The sequence below is a fragment of the Paraclostridium sp. AKS73 genome (assembly GCF_025671395.1).
GTDB classification, from domain to species: domain Bacteria; phylum Bacillota; class Clostridia; order Peptostreptococcales; family Peptostreptococcaceae; genus Paraclostridium; species Paraclostridium benzoelyticum.
Window position 1 is genome coordinate 22612 of record NZ_JAIXHU010000001.1, and the last position, 15653, is coordinate 38264.

A 15653-nucleotide genomic window follows, 5' to 3' on the forward strand; every position below is an offset into this window, starting at 1 on the left:
TAATTATATAACATATTTAATTTAAAAGACAATAAGACTTAGATTTATCTAAATTACTAAAAACTAACTAATAGGATAAGTCAGATAAATTAAACATTATTGTTGAATAGTATTTAAAATTACTTTTTCAATCTCATCAGCATTTGGAGTAGCTATAAAATATACATAGTTGCCGATTGTTTTCAATATTGAATTTGATACACTTTCCATATTATCTTCTCCACCGTATCCGTCAGCGAATAATTTTAGTGAATTGCTTTTATACTTTTCTAAAGTTTTAAGTACAACTTCAGTATTATCAGTTTTTATAACTATGACATCTCTTAATTTTACATTGATCATGGCGCTTAACATAAAGCCTTCATCCATATCATTTTTTACAGAACTAAGAGCATAGAATTCTGAAGCGGGAATATCATTTAAAGGTTCTACATCTAAAAGATTATTTTTTAATATAGCATCTTTAACTTCACTCACGGGTACATCTTTAATATTTGAGTTAGAAGAGCAACCTGCAAGTAAAAAAGTAAAAAGTAAAAAAACTAAAAACAAAGTTTTTTCATATAATACCTCCGAATAAAAATATATTTATAGTTTACTATAAATACAATAAACAATGGAGTGATTTTATTGAAAATTTAAAAAATTTTAATAAAAAATTTAAAATTGTGTAAAAATTCTATATGTGGCAATAATTCACATCAAGAGGTGATTAAAATGAGAATTCCAAAACATGTAGGAATAATACCAGATGGAAATAGAAGGTGGGCTGAATCTAATGGGCTTACTAAAGACAAAGGATATGACAATGGACTGGATCCAGGGCTTGAAGCATACAGGGTGTGCAGAGATATAGGTGTAGATGAAGTCACATTTTATGGATTTACGACAGATAATACAAAGAGACCTGCTCCTCAAACTAAGGCTTTTACTGATGCATGCGTAAATGCAGCGAAGATGTTGGTGGATGAAGGGGCATCTTTATTAGTTATAGGAAATACTAGTTCACCAATGTTTCCACAGGAACTACTTCCGTATACTAGTCGTACAGAGGCTAAGGATGGGCAAATAAAAGCTAATTTACTAGTTAATTATGGGTGGCATTGGGATTTAAATACACTATCCACAGCTAAAGGAAATAATAAAAATAATATACATGAATACATACAGTCTTTTGATATATCTAGATTGGATTTAATAATAAGATGGGGCGGAAGAAGAAGGCTAAGTGGTTTTTTACCTGTACAATCTATATATGCAGATTTTTATGTTTTAGATGAGTATTGGCCAGATTTTAAACATAATCATATACATGAAGCTATAAATTGGTATAGTAAACAAGATATTACTTTAGGAGGATAAAGCTAGTCATATTGAAAATATAATCGAAAAATGCTAAAATTAACCTGAATTATAGAGTAGAAGGGTGGATGTATGGCAAAGAAGAAAAAAACTGTTAAGAGAAAAAGAATAAAAAAATCAAGACTATTAATTTTAGTATTTTTATTATTAGCAATTATATTTTCAATAATTTTTGGGTTAAAGATGTTAACGGGGTCAATAAGTGAGGACAAAACAAAAACTGACACTAAAAGCAATGAAACTAAAACTCAAGATAAGACTGAAATTGAACATCTTAGCTTAGATGAAGACAAATCAAAGGGCAAAATTAAGATATTGATAGATCCTGGACATGGAGGAAATGATGCAGGAGCTAAGGGAGTAGATGGTAGTTTAGAAAAAAATATATCTTTAGAAATTGCAAAGAAAGTAGCTGGAGATTTGTCTCAATACGAAGACTTAGAAGTTATTCTAACTAGAACAGAAGATACATATGTATCTTTAGAAGAAAGAAGCAAAATGGCTAATGAACAAGGGGTAAATATGGTTGTTTCTATACATCTTAACTCAGAAAGTGGAGGAAGGTCCGCGTTTGGGACAGAGACATATTACCAGTCAAATAATATTGATGGATCAGAACAGTTAGCTAAATCTATACAAGATACAATATGTTTATATTTAGATACTAAAAATAGAGGTATTTATCCTTCTAACTTAGAAATTTTAAGAGAGACAGAAATGCCATCAGTTTTAGTTGAAGCTGGATTTATAAGTAATAAGGAAGAAGAAAAAAAGCTTAGTGACTCGAGTTATCAAAATCAAATGGCAGAAGGTATAGCTCAAGGAATACTAAGATACATAGACTCTAAACATAAATAAAAAGAAGTATATATTATATACTTCTTTTTATTTATGTTTAATTGTATATTAATTAATTCAAACTTTGATATAATGGTAGCTAGAAAGTGTATTTTCTAGGGGGAAGTTATATGGAGATTCTAAATTGTAGTAATTACTATTTATCTGATTTATATGAAAATAGTTTAAGTGAAAATGAAAAAAAAGCTTTGGGGATTTATTATACTCCTAAATATGTAATAGATTATATTGTTAATAAAATTTTGACAGAACATGATTTTAATAAGAATCCATCTCCTAAAATATTGGACATGTCTTGTGGGTGTGGAAATTTTTTACTAGAGGTATATGATGTTTTGTATAAAAAGTTTGAAATTATAAAAAAGGATCTTAATATTGAGAATATACATGAACATATAATCAAAAATTGTATATATGGTATAGATATAGATCAAAATGCGGTAAATGTTTTGAAATATTCTTTGAGAAATAAAGAATTAGATTCACCTACTGATGAATTTAATATATACTGTTTTGATAGTTTAATGTATGAAGGAATAGATGATACTTTGAAAGAAACATTCTGGGGTGAGAAGTTTGATTATATAATAGGAAATCCTCCTTATATAGGACATAAAAATTTGACTATGAAATATAAAAAGCAATTAATAAAAAATTATGGTGACGTATATAAGGATAAGTCAGACATTTATTTTTGTTTTTATAAACGTATAATTGACTTACTAAAAAATGGAGTTGCAAGTATAATAACTCCGAGATATTTTTTGGAAAGTCCGAGTGGAGAAAATTTAAGAAACTATATAATTAATAATGTTAAAATTAAAGAAATTATAGATTTCAATGGATTTAATGTATTTAAAAATGCAAATGTAGCAAGTTGTATATTTACTATGGAAAAGGCAACGTACATAGATTCGAGTTTTGATTTTTATAGGATTACCAACTATAATATTAAATTAAAATTTATAGATGATATCAAATCAACTCTAAAGTTTAGTGACTATTTACTAAAATACATATGAATCAAAGTGATATGAGTGAAAAGTGGATTATAGATAAAAAGGAAAATGTAAATTTATATAACGTTATAGAAAAAGCTGTAAATATAAGCTAAAAGATATATGTATAAGTTTTCAGGGAATTATAACTGGATGTGATAAAGCTTTTGTTATAAAAAATAATGAAATACAATGTAATAATATAGAAAAAGATATAGTGAAAATTGGATTAAAAATAAAAATATTAAGAAATATTGTATAGAAAAAAGTGACTTAAAACTTATATATAGTGATGATATAAATGATATAAATAATTACATAGAATCTATAAAATACATACAAACTTATAAAAATAAATTGCAAAATAGAAGAGAGTGTAAGAAAAATACTCGCAAATGGTATCAATTACAATGGGGTAGAGATAAATCAATGTTCGAAAGAAAAAAGATAATGTATCCGTATAAATCAAGTGAAAATAAATTTGCTATTGATGAAAATAATAGTTTTGCAGTGCCGATGTATATTCATTTTGTATAAAGAAAGAATATGAAGAAGAATTTTCATACGAATATTTATTAGGATTATTAAATTCAAAGGTATATGATAATTATTTTAAGGTATTTGCAAAAAAGATGGGTAAAAATTTATATGATTATTATCCGAACAAAGTTATGGAAATAAGTATTTTTAAAGATGAAAATTACATAGAAATAGAAAATTTATCAAAACAAATTATAAAAAATATTAAATTTGATAATAAAGTAAATGAAGATATAAATTATTTACAACAAGAAATAGAAGAGCTAATAAAAAAATCATTGAATCTAAATTCACTAAATTAAGTATATATACATATATTCATAGTAAATGTATTTTACAGGGGGGAAATCATGATATATACTCAGGTTTTAGGTGGAAATAGTAAAGTTTATATAAAAGTTAAAGGATATTTAAACAACAATGAGATAAAAACGTTTGTAAATGATTATAGAGATAAAATAAAGGGAATAAAAACATCTAAGTATAATTTAATAATAGATGTAGATCCATTTGATGCAGACAATTTTTCTGATATTAAAAATGTTTGTATGATGTTTTACAAAACTGGTTATAAAAAGATATATTTAATAGACCCTAATAACTATATAATGTCAAATATAAAGCTAAATCCTATAGAGAAAAAGATGTTCTTAAAAGCAGTAAAAATAGTAAACAGTGATTTAGATATAAAATAGTAAAAATAGTAAATTTTTCATATTTAATTTAGTAAAATGCTAAAAATACAAGCTTCTATGTTGTTTTTAGAATCTAACATAAAATTAAAATTGAATAAATATTATAAAAAAATATAATTTTTACTTGAAATAGGGAGAAACTTGTAATATATTTGTTTTTAGGAAGATATATCTTTATAACTTATATAAGGTGATATTTATGAAAGGATTAGTACTTGAAGGTGGAGGCACAAAGGGTGCATACCAGTTAGGCGCATATAAGGCGTTAAGAGAGTTAGGTATAGAATTTAAAGGTGTTGCAGGAACCTCTATAGGAGCCTTGAATGGAGCATATATAGTACAAAATAACCTAGAGGTTTTAGAAGAGATATGGACTAAATATGACTATACTCATTTTATGGATGTAGATGAGGAAACATACCACAACATAAAGAATGTTGACTTTACTCCTAAAAACATAAATAGGGTTATATCTCTTATAAATAAAGCCAGAAAAAATAAAGGAATAGATATAAGTCCATTTAGAAGTTTATTGGAAAAGACTATAGATGAAAACATTATAAGAAATTCTAATAAAGATTTTGGATTAGTCACAGTTGTATGGGATGGTAAAATAATTCCAAGTCCTATGTTCTTAGAAAATATTGAAAAAGGAAAATTGTTAGACTATCTAATTGCAAGTGCTAGTTTGCCTATATTTAAACTAGATAAATTAGATGATAAATTATTTTTAGATGGTTTATTTCATAATAATATACCTGTAAGTTTATTAAGAGAAAAAGGATATGAAGATATTGTTGTTATAAGATTAGTTGATGATTTATTTGGAAAAATAAACTTAAATCACCATCAAGATGTGAACATGAAGATAATCGTGCCATCAGAGTCTCTAGGAGGGTGTCTAAACCTAGATCCAGACAATGTAAGTAAAAACATTAAGCTAGGGTATTTTGACGCTATGAAAACCTTTGACAGATATGATGGGTTAAGATATTATTTCAACAAAGAGTATAAATATGATGATGACTACTGTTTCTATAAGCTAAGCAATCTTAGTAAAGAAACTATAGAATCATTAACAAAGGCATTGAACATAAAAAGAGATATAAGCAAAAGGACACTTTTAGAAAATATAATTCCAAAATTAGGAGAATGTTTAAATTTACCAAAAGACTTCTCGTATAAAGATTTATTTTACTGTATATATGAGAAAAAGCTTGAGGAAAATAATATAAATAGAACAAACTTATATGATTTTAATAAGGTAGTAGAAGTAGTAAATACTAATATGAATTCTAATGTGAATTGGGAATCTAGTTTTGAAACTAGACCTATAATTACAATTCATAGGAATAGGTTTACTAAACTTTTAACAAATATAATAATAAATGATATAAAGGCATAAATTAATATTGCAAATATTTATATCAAAATATAACAAATGAAATCTATGGAGGTATTACAATGGAAAAAATAGTAACTATCAAAAATGCAAGTGGATTACATGCTAGACCAGCAGGAATGTTTGTAAAGAAAGCATCTGAGTTCAAATCAACAGTAGAGATAAAGGCAAAAGATAAAGTTGTAAATGCTAAATCAATAATGGGAATAATGAGTTTAGGATTAGCTCAAGGAGATGAAGTTGTTGTAGTTGCTAATGGAGAAGATCAAGAATCAGCAGTTAACGCATTAGTTGAGTTAATAGAAAGCGGATTTGGAGAATAATAAAAAATAAAAAGCCTCGGTGAAAACCGAGGTTTGTTGAATATATATAATGTATACACAAGACAATGGGAGGACGCATATATGTATAAAGGAACAGGAGCATCACCAGGAGTAGCTTTAGGAAAAGCTTTGGTTATAGAACATAGCGAACTTAATATAGAGAAGAAGAACATAGAAAATGTTGAGGCCGAAGTTGAAAAGTTACAAGTTGCAGTAGAAGAGTCAAAGAAAGAGTTAGAGCAAGTAAAAGAAAGAGCTAAAGTTGAATTAGGGGAACATGAAGCTGAAATATTTGAAGCTCACCTATTAGTTTTACAAGATCCAGAACTAATAGATCAGACTATAGCTAAAATAAGAGATGAAAAAGTAAATGCTGATTTTGCATTAAACGAAGTTAAAGAGATGTTTGTAAGTATATTTGAGTCAATGGACAATGAATATATGAGAGAAAGAGCAGCAGATATCAAGGACGTTACAAATAGAGTTTTAAGACATATATTAGGTATAAAAGTTGTAGATTTATCAGCTTTATCTGAAGAAGTTATATTAATAGCTCATGACTTAACTCCATCAGACACTGCAACAATGAATAAAAAAATGGTTTTAGGATTCTTAACTAACATAGGTGGTAGAACTTCTCATACTGCTATAATGGCTAGAACATTAGAAATAGCTGCAGTAGTTGGATTAAGTGATGTAACTGAAAATGTTAAGGATGGAGATTTTATAGTATTCAATGGGGAAACAGGACAAGTTATAGTTAACCCAGATGAAAAAGTTATAAATGAGTATAGAGATTTAAAATCTAAATTTGATGAAGAAAAAGAAGCATTAAAGCAATTAATAGGAAAAGCTTCTATAACTCTTGATGATAGACATGTAGAGCTTGCAGGGAATATAGGAAGCCCTAATGATTTAGAAGGATTACTAAAAAATGATGCAGAAGGTGTAGGACTATACAGAACTGAGTTCTTATACATGGATAAGGAAGATGATTTCCCAAGTGAAGAAGAACAATATGAAGCATATAAAGCAGTTCTTGAAGGTATGAATGGAAAACCTATAGTAATAAGAACATTAGATATAGGTGGGGATAAAGAGTTAAAATATTTCAAAATGGACGAAGAAATGAATCCGTTCTTAGGATATAGAGCTATAAGACTATGTCTAGATAGAACAGATATATTTAAAACTCAATTAAGAGCTTTATATAGAGCTAGTGTACATGGAAAATTAAGAATAATGTTCCCTATGATATCTTCTTTAGAAGAACTATTAAAATCTAAAGAGATAATAAAAGAAGTTTTAGCTGAAATGGATGCTGAAGGAATGGAATATTCTAAAGATGTAGAAGTTGGAATGATGATAGAAATACCATCTGCAGCAGTAATATCAGATATATTAGCTAAACATGTAGATTTCTTCTCTATAGGAACTAATGACTTAATACAATACACTTGTGCAGTAGATAGAATGAACCAAAAAATAAGTTATTTATATAATCAATTTAATCCGGCTGTATTAAGACTTATCAAATGGTAATAGACAATGCTCACAAAGAAGGCAAATGGGTAGGAATGTGTGGAGAAGCTGCAGGAGATCAAAGAATGATACCTATTCTTTTGGGAATGGGTCTTGATGAGTTCTCTATGTCTCCAATATCTATACTTCCAGCTAGAAAGTTCATAACTTCTGTTAAATATGAAGATATGAAGAAATTTGCTAATGAAGTATTAACTATGGGAACAGCAGAAGATATAAAAGCTTACGTAGATAAAACTTTCAATATGTAATATATTAAATAAAAAGAGCTACTATTAATAGTAGCTCTTTTTATTTTGATGAAAAATTCTGAAAAATAAAGTTTTTTGAAAATAAATTAAAAAGCATAAAACGGAATAAAAATAAAGTCAATTAAAATAAAAACAATAGAAAAATAAGAAATAAAGAATTATATATTTAATTAAATTACAAAAATGATTTGATAAGAAATTTTAGTTGACATAAATCATATATTGAAATAAAATTACTTTAAACAATTTCAAATCTTTTAAAAAGACGTTGAAAGGAAGAGTATATATAGGAAGTAGTCAAGAGCGAGTTGGTTATGGTGTGAGTCCAATACGAAGCCTATATTGAAGAACATCCTGGAGTTGCTAACCGAAATTTTAAAGAGTAGGCTTAGACGGAACCAAACCGTTATCAAGTTGGAACGCACTAAGATTTATCTTGCTGCGTTATTTGAGAGAACTTGATAATATATTCAGGTTAATCAGGGTGGTACCGCGGAGATATAAACTTTCGTCCCTATATTTTATATAGAGATGAGAGTTTTTTTTATGCAATAAATAGTGATGGCCACACTATAAGTTAAAATGTATGACGTCATACTCTCAAAATAAAAAATAAAAGGAGAGTATTAATATGAGTTTAATAATACCAAAAGGATATACATCAAAATTAGAAGTAATTCAGACACAACAAGCTATAAAAGACTTAAAAGATTTTTTTGAAAGTAGACTAGGAGAAACATTAAAACTTACAAGAGTATCCTCACCATTATTTGTTCTACCCGAGACAGGAACAAATGACAACTTAAATGGAACTGAAAAGGCTGTAAGCTTTGAAGTTCCGGACATAAAGAAAAATGCAGAAATAGTTCACTCTTTAGCTAAATGGAAGAGAATGGCTTTAAAAAAATATGGATTTTCAATAGGAAGAGGATTATATACAGATATGAATGCTATTAGAAAAGATGAAGAACTAGATAACATTCATTCAATATATGTTGACCAATGGGATTGGGAATTAATAATAGATAAAAAAGAAAGAACCATAGATACTTTAAAAGGTATTGTGAAAAATATTTACTCAGTTTTTAAAGAAACTGAAGAACATGTAAGTAGTATATATCCAGAAATACAAAAAACTTTACCTGAAGAAATTACTTTTATAACATCTCAAGAACTGTTAGATATGTATCCGAGTTTAACACCAAAAGAAAGAGAAGATAAAATTGTAAAAGAAAAAGGCGCTGTGTTTTTAATGCAAATAGGTAAAGTATTATCTACAGGAGACAAACATGATGGAAGAAGTCCAGATTATGACGATTGGGAATTAAATGGAGATATATTATTTTACAACCCAGTTTTAGATAACGCTATAGAACTTTCATCTATGGGGATAAGAGTAGACGAAAAAAGTTTAGAAAAACAATTAAAGTTAGCTAAATGTGAAGATAGAAAAGAATTAGATTATCATAAATCTCTTTTAAAAGGAGAATTACCATACACTATAGGTGGAGGAATTGGTCAATCTAGAATCTGTATGTACTTTCTAAATAAAGCCCATATAGGTGAAGTTCAAGTAGGTATATGGCCGAAAGATATGATAAAAAAATGTGAGAAATCTGGTATCAACTTATTGTAAAAATTGTATGTTTAAGAAAAATGCTCTATGAGTTATAATAGTTTTAAGTTATAACTTTAGGGGTGATAATTATGAAAGTATTAATGAGAATTATAGATATACTTTTAGATATATTAAAAAAAGTTTTAGTAAGATTTAAAGACGCTAAGTTTGGAATTATGTTTATAATTAACCTATTTAAATTACCTGACTTTTTTACAGATAAAGAGGTTAATATAATAAGTAAAACCAAAGTTACATCTGCAATTTTTATAGCTATAACATATCTTGTATCGGGAATAGACTTTATTCCAGAGATGATAACTGGAGTATTTGGTTTTGTAGATGATTTATTTGTACTGTTATGGAGTTTAGGTATAATTAGTGAAGAAATAGAAAAATATAAAAAATTAAAAAAAGAAAGCTATGACCCAAATATAATTGAGGGAGTAGATTTTTCAATAAAAGATGAAGAGTAGATTCCTACTCTTCATTTTTAAGTATATCTTTTAAAGACTCTATCAATAAAACATTATCATCATGATTTAAAGTACAAATTCTAAAGAAGTATTCATCTAAACCTTCAAAAGAATTACAATCTCTTATTATGAATTTCTTTTCAATTAGAATTTCTCTTAACTTTGATGCTGTTATTTTTTTTGTTTTAATTTGGCTAAGTATAAAGTTACCATCACTATGATACACTTCCAAGTCTTCAATCGAAGAAAGTTCTCTCAATAAAAATTCTCGTTCGCATTTCAACACAGAACTAGAAGTATCTATAAAGTCTGAATCAGTAAACATAACTTCACCCATTATAGATGCTAATGTATTTATGTTCCAAAGGTCTATATGATTTATAATTGAATCTTGTATTTGAGGATTACATGTAAGCCCGTATCCAAGTCTTATGCCAGGAGTACCGAAAATTTAGAGGTACCTCTTATTACAAATAACTTGCTAAAATTATCTACCAAATGTGTAGAAGAATAAGTTTGTGTATCTGTAAACTCAATGTATGTTTCATCAACCATTAAAAAGGCACTTGTATTTTCTAATATTTTTTTTATTTCATTTTTACTAAATGCAAATCCAGTTGGATTGTTTGGGTTGCAAATAACAACTAAATCACACTTATTTATGTTTATGTAATCTATAAACTCATCTACATCTACTTTGAACTTCTTTTCTTTTTTTGAAAAGAATTTATATATATCACACTTTACCTTTTTCAACTCTTTCTCATATTCAGAATAAGATGGAGATAATAAAACTGATTTTTTTGGATTAACTATTTCTATAAATGACGAAATAAGTTCAGTTGCACCACTTCCTAATACTATATTTTTTATATTACAATTACAATATTCTGATATTGAATTCTTTAGGTTATAGTAGTTTGGGTCAGGATATATAGATACCATATCTATATTATCTATAATAGCTTTTTTACCTAAACTAGAAGAGCCTAATGGATTTATATTTGAACTAAAATCTTTTAATTCATTTTTATTTAAACCTAATTTATTTGATAGGTCGTATAAGTTAGCACCATGATTTGTACTCATTTTAATAGTCCTCCTAAAATATTGATTACAATAATAATTATATATAATAATTTGCATATAATATATAACTAATACGTAAAAAATAAAAATATATGAAGGGAATAATAAGGATAAGAAATAAACACGAATTATTATTAAATAAAATAAAAAAATATTTCACAAATTATTTAAAGTATATGTTATAATGATATATATTAATATACGGTAAATTGGAGGTACAATTATGTACAAGGTTACAGGTGTAATGATAAGTGAAGAAGATATATTAACAAAAGTTAAAGAGCTAGGAAAAAGAATAGAGGAAGATTTTAAAGGACAAGAATTATTAGTAGTAGGTATACTTAAAGGTGCGAGTGTATTTGTTGCTGATTTAATAAGAAATATAAACTTAGATGTTAATATAGATTTTATGAGTGTATCAAGCTATGGAAGCTCAACAGAATCTTCAGGAACAGTTAAAATATTAAAAGACTTAGATGTAGATATAGAGGGTAAAAATGTTTTAATAGTTGAAGATATAATAGATAGCGGATTAACATTAAGCAATTTAGTGGCAGCATTAAAAACTAGAAATCCAAAATCTTTAAAATTATGTACGTTATTAGACAAGCCACAAAGAAGAAAAGTTGATATGCATGTTGACTATGTGGGATTTGTTATAGAAGACAAGTTCATAGTTGGATATGGAATTGACTATGCAGAAAAATATAGAAACTTACCATATATAGGAATAGTAGGAGAGTAATCTTCTACTATTATTTTAAAATATATTTTAAATAATTAAGATTGATTGTATAATAAAATTATAAATAGAACTTAATTATAAAATAAGGGGGATATGAATATGTACTATATAGGTGTAGACATAGGTGGTACAGGAGTACAAGCTGGTGTAGTAGATGAAAACGGGCAAATTCTTTTTAGAAAAGAATGTCCAACGGATGTTTTAAGTGGATTTGAAAAAATAATGGAAGATATTAATAAACTCGTAAGAAACATGTTAGAGGAAAACGGTGTTCAAATTTCAGAGATTAAGTCAATTGGATTTGGAGTTCCTAGTTTTATAAATAAAAAGGGGCAAGTGACATGTGTTAACTTAGGTTGGAAGGAAGAAGACTTCATAAACACTTTAAAATCTAAGTTTCCAGAAACAAATGTATATGCTGAAAATGATGCTACAGTTGCAGCTTTGGCAGAAGCTAAAGCTGGAAGTATGAAAGGTTGCGATGTAGGAGTTATGTATACTCTGGGAACTGGAGTAGGTGGAGGAATAATAATAAATGGGAAAGTTTTCAATGGAGCACATAATATGGGGTCTGAAATTGGTCATGTTATAGTAGACACTAATTATTTTGATTGTAACTGTGGAAACAATGGATGCTTAGAAACTTTTTGTTCAGCTACAGCTATTATAAAGTATGCTAAAAAATTAATAGAAGAAGGCAATGATAGTAAAATACTAGAATTAGCTAATAACAATATAGAGAACATAAATGCTAAAAATGTATTTGATGCATATAGATTAAACGATAAAGTTGCTATTGAAACTATAAACAGATTCAAAGAGTATTTAGCGAAAGCTATTGCAGGTATGATAAATACATTAGATCCAGAAGTTATATCTTTAGGTGGAGGAGTATCAAGAGCTGGAGATATAATATTAGATGGATTAGATGAATTAGTTAGAAAGTATATAATTTATAAAAATGAAGACTTCGCAGATATTGTAATAGCAACGTTAGGTGCAGATGCAGGTATAGTTGGGGCAGCATTTTTAAGCTAAAATTTTATAATAAATATATTAATGATTTTGAGAAGTTTAGTACTTCTCTTTTTTTTGCTCAAATATATTTAAATTGCACAAAAAATTATAATAAAGTACAAGTTACCTACGTAAAATTAAGTATAAACACAAGTATTTAAACAATTACATAAAAAAATCTAAGGGGGATGATATTATGCCAAATATAGTTTTAACAAGAATTGATAATAGGCTTATTCACGGGCAAGTAGCTACTATGTGGTCTTCTAGTGTTGGAGCTAATTTATTATTAGTGGCAAATGATGAAGTATCAAAAAATGAATTTAGACAGGGATTAATGGATATGGCAGCTCCAAGCTTTGCTCAAACAAGATATTTTTCTATAGAAAAACAATAAATATAATAAATAGAGCTAGTGAATCTCAGCATATCGCTATAATTTGTGAAACTCCACAAGATGTTTTAAAACTTGTTGAGGGAGGTGTTCCTATAAAAAAAGTAAATATAGGGAATATGCATATGGCTCAAGGTAAAAGACAAGTTTCTAAAGCAGTTTGTATAGATGATAATGATGTAGACGTATTTAAAAAACTTAAAGCATTAGGTGTAGAGCTAGAAATCAGAAGAGTTCCTAGTGAATCTGCTGAAAGTATAGATGAATTATTCAAATAAGAAAGGGGTAAAGTCATGGAATTAGGTTTTATGCAGATTGTTCTTATACTAATTGTAACTTTTATAGCTGCCATTGACCAATTTAACTTTTTAGAGTCTTTATATAGACCTATAGTTATGGGTCCGATAGTTGGGGCTATAATGGGAGATTTAAACACAGGACTTATAGTTGGTGGATCATATGAACTTATGATGATAGGAGCTATGCCAGTTGGAGGAGCACAACCTCCAAATGCAGTTATAGGTGGAATTATGGCTACTGTATTTGCAATCACATCAGGACTAGACACTAGTGCAGCATTACCACTTGCAATACCATTTGCATTATTAGGTCAATATGCAGTAACAGCTCTATTTACAGTAATGTCTCCGTTAATGGGATTATGCGATAAAGCAGCTAATGAAGCTAATCCAAAGGGAATAGATAAAGTAAACTATATGGCTATGGCAATATTAGGGATATCATTTGCATTAATTGTTTTAGCTGGATTATTAGCAGGGCAAGCAATAGGAGACACACTGACTAGAGTTTTACCAGAACAAGTTTGGACTGGATTAACTGCAGCAGGAAAAATGATGCCTGCACTAGGATTTGCAATGCTACTTAAAGTTATGTTAAGCAAAGATTACGCTATATTTATGATGTTAGGGTTTGTATTAGTTGCATATTTAAATTTACCGCTTTTAGCATTAGCTATAGTAGGGTTAGTAGTTGCTATATACGACTTTAATATTAGTATAAAAACTAAAAATGTCGGAGGAGGTATGAGTGATGGCATCTAGTATAGAAAAAAATCAATAATTCATACTGAGTATATAGACAGAAGTGAAGGTGAAACATTAGATAAGAAGACTTTAAATAAAATGGCTTTTAGATCTATGTTTTTACAGGCATCATTTAACTATGAAAGGATGCAAGCTGGAGGATGGTTATACTCTATACTACCAGGGCTTAAAAAGATACACAAAAACAAAGATGACTTAGCAACTTCTATGAAACACAATTTAGAATTTTTTAATTGTCATCCATTTTTAATAACTTTTGTTATGGGAATTATATTATCTTTAGAACAAAAAAAATCAGATGTGCAAACTATACGATCTTTAAGAGTTGCAGCTATGGGGCCTTTAGGTGGAATAGGAGATGCGATATTCTGGTTTACATTACTTCCAATTGCGGCAGGAGTTGGAGCAAACTTAGCACTTCAAGGAAGTATAGCTGGACCTATAGTTTTCTTATTAATGTTTAATATTGTTCATTTAGGGTTAAGATTTTGGCTAATGCATTGGTCGTATAAAGCTGGAGTTGATGGTATAGCAAGACTAACTAAAAATGCAAAAGAGTTTACAAGAGCTGCAACAATATTAGGTATGATCGTTGTAGGTGCACTTATAGCTTCTTATGTAAATATAAATATAGTAACAGAAATCCCGATAGGAGAAACTACTTTAAAGGTACAAGAAATACTAGATGGAATAATGCCTAAAATATTACCGCTTGGACTGACTTTTGGAATGTACGGATTGGTTAAGAAAAATGTAAGCCCACTTGTAAATATATTAATAATGGTGGCAATAGGTATATTAGGTGCATATATAGGTTTATTTTAGGGGGAAGTTGAATTGATTATAATAACAGGGCATGGAAAGTTTGCATCAGGAATAAAAAGTAGTTTAAATTTAATAGTAGGAGAATATAAATTTCTGAAAGTAGTTGATTTTACTGAAGAAAAGACTCCAAGGGATTTAAAAGAAGAAATACAGTCTTTAGTCAATGAAAATATAGAAAGCAAAATATATATATTTACAGATTTAGCAGGGGGAACTCCATTCAAGGTTAGTAGTGAGTTAAAATTAGAAAATAAAAACATAGAAGTGTTTTGCGGAACTAATTTGCCTATGGTAGTTGAATCTACTATGATGGAGTCATTAGGTTGCGAAATAGACATTGATTTAATAAAAGAGACAGGAATAAATAGTATAAAACCAAAAAAGAAAATAATTGAGTTTTGTGAAGACGGGATATAATAAAGAGTAGCTTAGGCTACTCTTTTCTATATAATAA

16 protein-coding genes, 4 pseudogenes and 1 other annotated feature are annotated in these 15653 nt (G+C 28.1%); of the genes and pseudogenes, 18 read left to right on the plus strand and 2 right to left on the minus strand.

All coding sequences use genetic code 11. The features are described 5' to 3' along the window. Positions 1-96 precede the first annotated feature (96 nt). Positions 97-477: a DUF4358 domain-containing protein gene (locus tag LEQ07_RS00120; RefSeq protein ID WP_263329108.1), complete on the minus strand. Its 381-nt coding sequence runs from the start codon at positions 475-477 to the stop codon at positions 97-99. A gap of 240 nt (positions 478-717) precedes the next feature. Between LEQ07_RS00120 and uppS the strand changes: the two genes are divergently transcribed. From uppS to LEQ07_RS00175, 12 genes and pseudogenes are all read left to right on the plus strand, one after another. After that, positions 718-1362, plus strand: coding sequence for a polyprenyl diphosphate synthase (uppS, locus tag LEQ07_RS00125; RefSeq protein ID WP_046822703.1), 645 nt, complete (start codon positions 718-720; stop codon positions 1360-1362). Between the two features lie 72 nt (positions 1363-1434). Then, positions 1435-2220, plus strand: a complete 786-nt coding sequence (locus LEQ07_RS00130) for an N-acetylmuramoyl-L-alanine amidase family protein (RefSeq protein ID WP_263329109.1) — start codon at positions 1435-1437, stop codon at positions 2218-2220. A 110-nt stretch (positions 2221-2330) separates the two neighbouring features. After that, positions 2331-3242: an HsdM family class I SAM-dependent methyltransferase gene (locus tag LEQ07_RS00135; protein WP_263329110.1), complete on the plus strand. Its 912-nt coding sequence runs from the start codon at positions 2331-2333 to the stop codon at positions 3240-3242. A gap of 333 nt (positions 3243-3575) precedes the next feature. Further along, entirely contained in the window at positions 3576-3755 is a 180-nt protein-coding gene (locus LEQ07_RS00140; RefSeq protein ID WP_263329111.1) for a hypothetical protein, read from the plus strand. Then, a pseudogene (locus tag LEQ07_RS22735) lies at positions 3752-3838 on the plus strand (hypothetical protein); the annotation flags it as partial. The gene LEQ07_RS00140 and the pseudogene LEQ07_RS22735, both read left to right, overlap by 4 nt. Positions 3839-3850: 12 nt before the next feature. After that, complete coding sequence (locus LEQ07_RS00145; protein WP_263329112.1) at positions 3851-4060, plus strand: hypothetical protein; 210 nt, start codon at positions 3851-3853, stop codon at positions 4058-4060. A 48-nt stretch (positions 4061-4108) separates the two neighbouring features. Then, the gene (locus LEQ07_RS00150; RefSeq protein ID WP_046823977.1) at positions 4109-4453 is read left to right on the plus strand and encodes a hypothetical protein; all 345 of its coding nucleotides are present in this window, start codon (positions 4109-4111) and stop codon (positions 4451-4453) included. A gap of 199 nt (positions 4454-4652) precedes the next feature. Next, on the plus strand, positions 4653-5858 hold the full coding sequence (locus LEQ07_RS00155) for a patatin-like phospholipase family protein (protein WP_035115535.1): 1206 nt from the start codon (positions 4653-4655) through the stop codon (positions 5856-5858). 59 nt (positions 5859-5917) lie between these two features. Beyond that, positions 5918-6178 (plus strand): HPr family phosphocarrier protein, encoded by a 261-nt coding sequence (locus LEQ07_RS00160; RefSeq protein ID WP_021429993.1) that lies wholly within the window; start codon positions 5918-5920, stop codon positions 6176-6178. Between the two features lie 81 nt (positions 6179-6259). Continuing rightward, positions 6260-7971 (plus strand): annotated as a pseudogene (gene ptsP, locus LEQ07_RS00165) (phosphoenolpyruvate--protein phosphotransferase). A gap of 259 nt (positions 7972-8230) precedes the next feature. Then, positions 8231-8490: a binding site (T-box leader), on the plus strand. Positions 8491-8602: 112 nt separating this feature from the next. Beyond that, positions 8603-9607: an aspartate--ammonia ligase gene (asnA, locus tag LEQ07_RS00170; RefSeq protein WP_046823342.1), complete on the plus strand. Its 1005-nt coding sequence runs from the start codon at positions 8603-8605 to the stop codon at positions 9605-9607. 71 nt (positions 9608-9678) lie between these two features. Further along, on the plus strand, positions 9679-10065 hold the full coding sequence (locus LEQ07_RS00175) for a YkvA family protein (protein ID WP_263329115.1): 387 nt from the start codon (positions 9679-9681) through the stop codon (positions 10063-10065). 4 nt (positions 10066-10069) lie between these two features. Here LEQ07_RS00175 and LEQ07_RS00180 read toward each other — a convergent pair. Beyond that, a pseudogene (locus LEQ07_RS00180) lies at positions 10070-11154 on the minus strand (pyridoxal phosphate-dependent aminotransferase). Between the two features lie 223 nt (positions 11155-11377). Here LEQ07_RS00180 and hpt point away from each other — a divergent pair. The 6 genes and pseudogenes from hpt to LEQ07_RS00210 all read left to right on the plus strand — a co-directional run bounded on the left by hpt (position 11378) and on the right by LEQ07_RS00210 (position 15616). Beyond that, positions 11378-11899 (plus strand): hypoxanthine phosphoribosyltransferase, encoded by a 522-nt coding sequence (hpt, locus tag LEQ07_RS00185; RefSeq protein ID WP_263329117.1) that lies wholly within the window; start codon positions 11378-11380, stop codon positions 11897-11899. Between the two features lie 99 nt (positions 11900-11998). Continuing rightward, a complete protein-coding gene (locus LEQ07_RS00190; protein ID WP_046823339.1) occupies positions 11999-12937 on the plus strand; it encodes an ROK family protein in 939 nt (312 codons plus the stop codon). A 235-nt stretch (positions 12938-13172) separates the two neighbouring features. Continuing rightward, a pseudogene (locus LEQ07_RS00195) lies at positions 13173-13588 on the plus strand (PTS system mannose/fructose/N-acetylgalactosamine-transporter subunit IIB). Positions 13589-13603: 15 nt separating this feature from the next. Then, complete coding sequence (locus LEQ07_RS00200) at positions 13604-14371, plus strand: PTS mannose/fructose/sorbose/N-acetylgalactosamine transporter subunit IIC (protein ID WP_021429985.1); 768 nt, start codon at positions 13604-13606, stop codon at positions 14369-14371. A 33-nt stretch (positions 14372-14404) separates the two neighbouring features. After that, positions 14405-15199, plus strand: coding sequence for a PTS system mannose/fructose/sorbose family transporter subunit IID (locus LEQ07_RS00205; RefSeq protein ID WP_332842817.1), 795 nt, complete (start codon positions 14405-14407; stop codon positions 15197-15199). Positions 15200-15211: 12 nt separating this feature from the next. Further along, positions 15212-15616: a PTS sugar transporter subunit IIA gene (locus tag LEQ07_RS00210; RefSeq protein ID WP_263329119.1), complete on the plus strand. Its 405-nt coding sequence runs from the start codon at positions 15212-15214 to the stop codon at positions 15614-15616. The last annotated feature ends 37 nt before the right edge of the window (positions 15617-15653 follow it).

What these genes read in the sequence shown, in the direction of transcription:
- uppS (WP_046822703.1), top strand. Translation starts at nt 718, where the DNA reads ATGAGAATTCCAAAACATGTAGGAATAATACCAGATGGAAATAGAAGG.
- LEQ07_RS00130 (WP_263329109.1), top strand. Translation starts at nt 1,435, where the DNA reads ATGGCAAAGAAGAAAAAAACTGTTAAGAGAAAAAGAATAAAAAAATCA.
- LEQ07_RS00135 (WP_263329110.1), top strand. Translation starts at nt 2,331, where the DNA reads ATGGAGATTCTAAATTGTAGTAATTACTATTTATCTGATTTATATGAA.
- LEQ07_RS00145 (WP_263329112.1), top strand. Translation starts at nt 3,851, where the DNA reads ATGGGTAAAAATTTATATGATTATTATCCGAACAAAGTTATGGAAATA.
- LEQ07_RS00150 (WP_046823977.1), top strand. Translation starts at nt 4,109, where the DNA reads ATGATATATACTCAGGTTTTAGGTGGAAATAGTAAAGTTTATATAAAA.
- LEQ07_RS00155 (WP_035115535.1), top strand. Translation starts at nt 4,653, where the DNA reads ATGAAAGGATTAGTACTTGAAGGTGGAGGCACAAAGGGTGCATACCAG.
- LEQ07_RS00160 (WP_021429993.1), top strand. Translation starts at nt 5,918, where the DNA reads ATGGAAAAAATAGTAACTATCAAAAATGCAAGTGGATTACATGCTAGA.
- asnA (WP_046823342.1), top strand. Translation starts at nt 8,603, where the DNA reads ATGAGTTTAATAATACCAAAAGGATATACATCAAAATTAGAAGTAATT.
- LEQ07_RS00175 (WP_263329115.1), top strand. Translation starts at nt 9,679, where the DNA reads ATGAAAGTATTAATGAGAATTATAGATATACTTTTAGATATATTAAAA.
- hpt (WP_263329117.1), top strand. Translation starts at nt 11,378, where the DNA reads ATGTACAAGGTTACAGGTGTAATGATAAGTGAAGAAGATATATTAACA.
- LEQ07_RS00190 (WP_046823339.1), top strand. Translation starts at nt 11,999, where the DNA reads ATGTACTATATAGGTGTAGACATAGGTGGTACAGGAGTACAAGCTGGT.
- LEQ07_RS00200 (WP_021429985.1), top strand. Translation starts at nt 13,604, where the DNA reads ATGGAATTAGGTTTTATGCAGATTGTTCTTATACTAATTGTAACTTTT.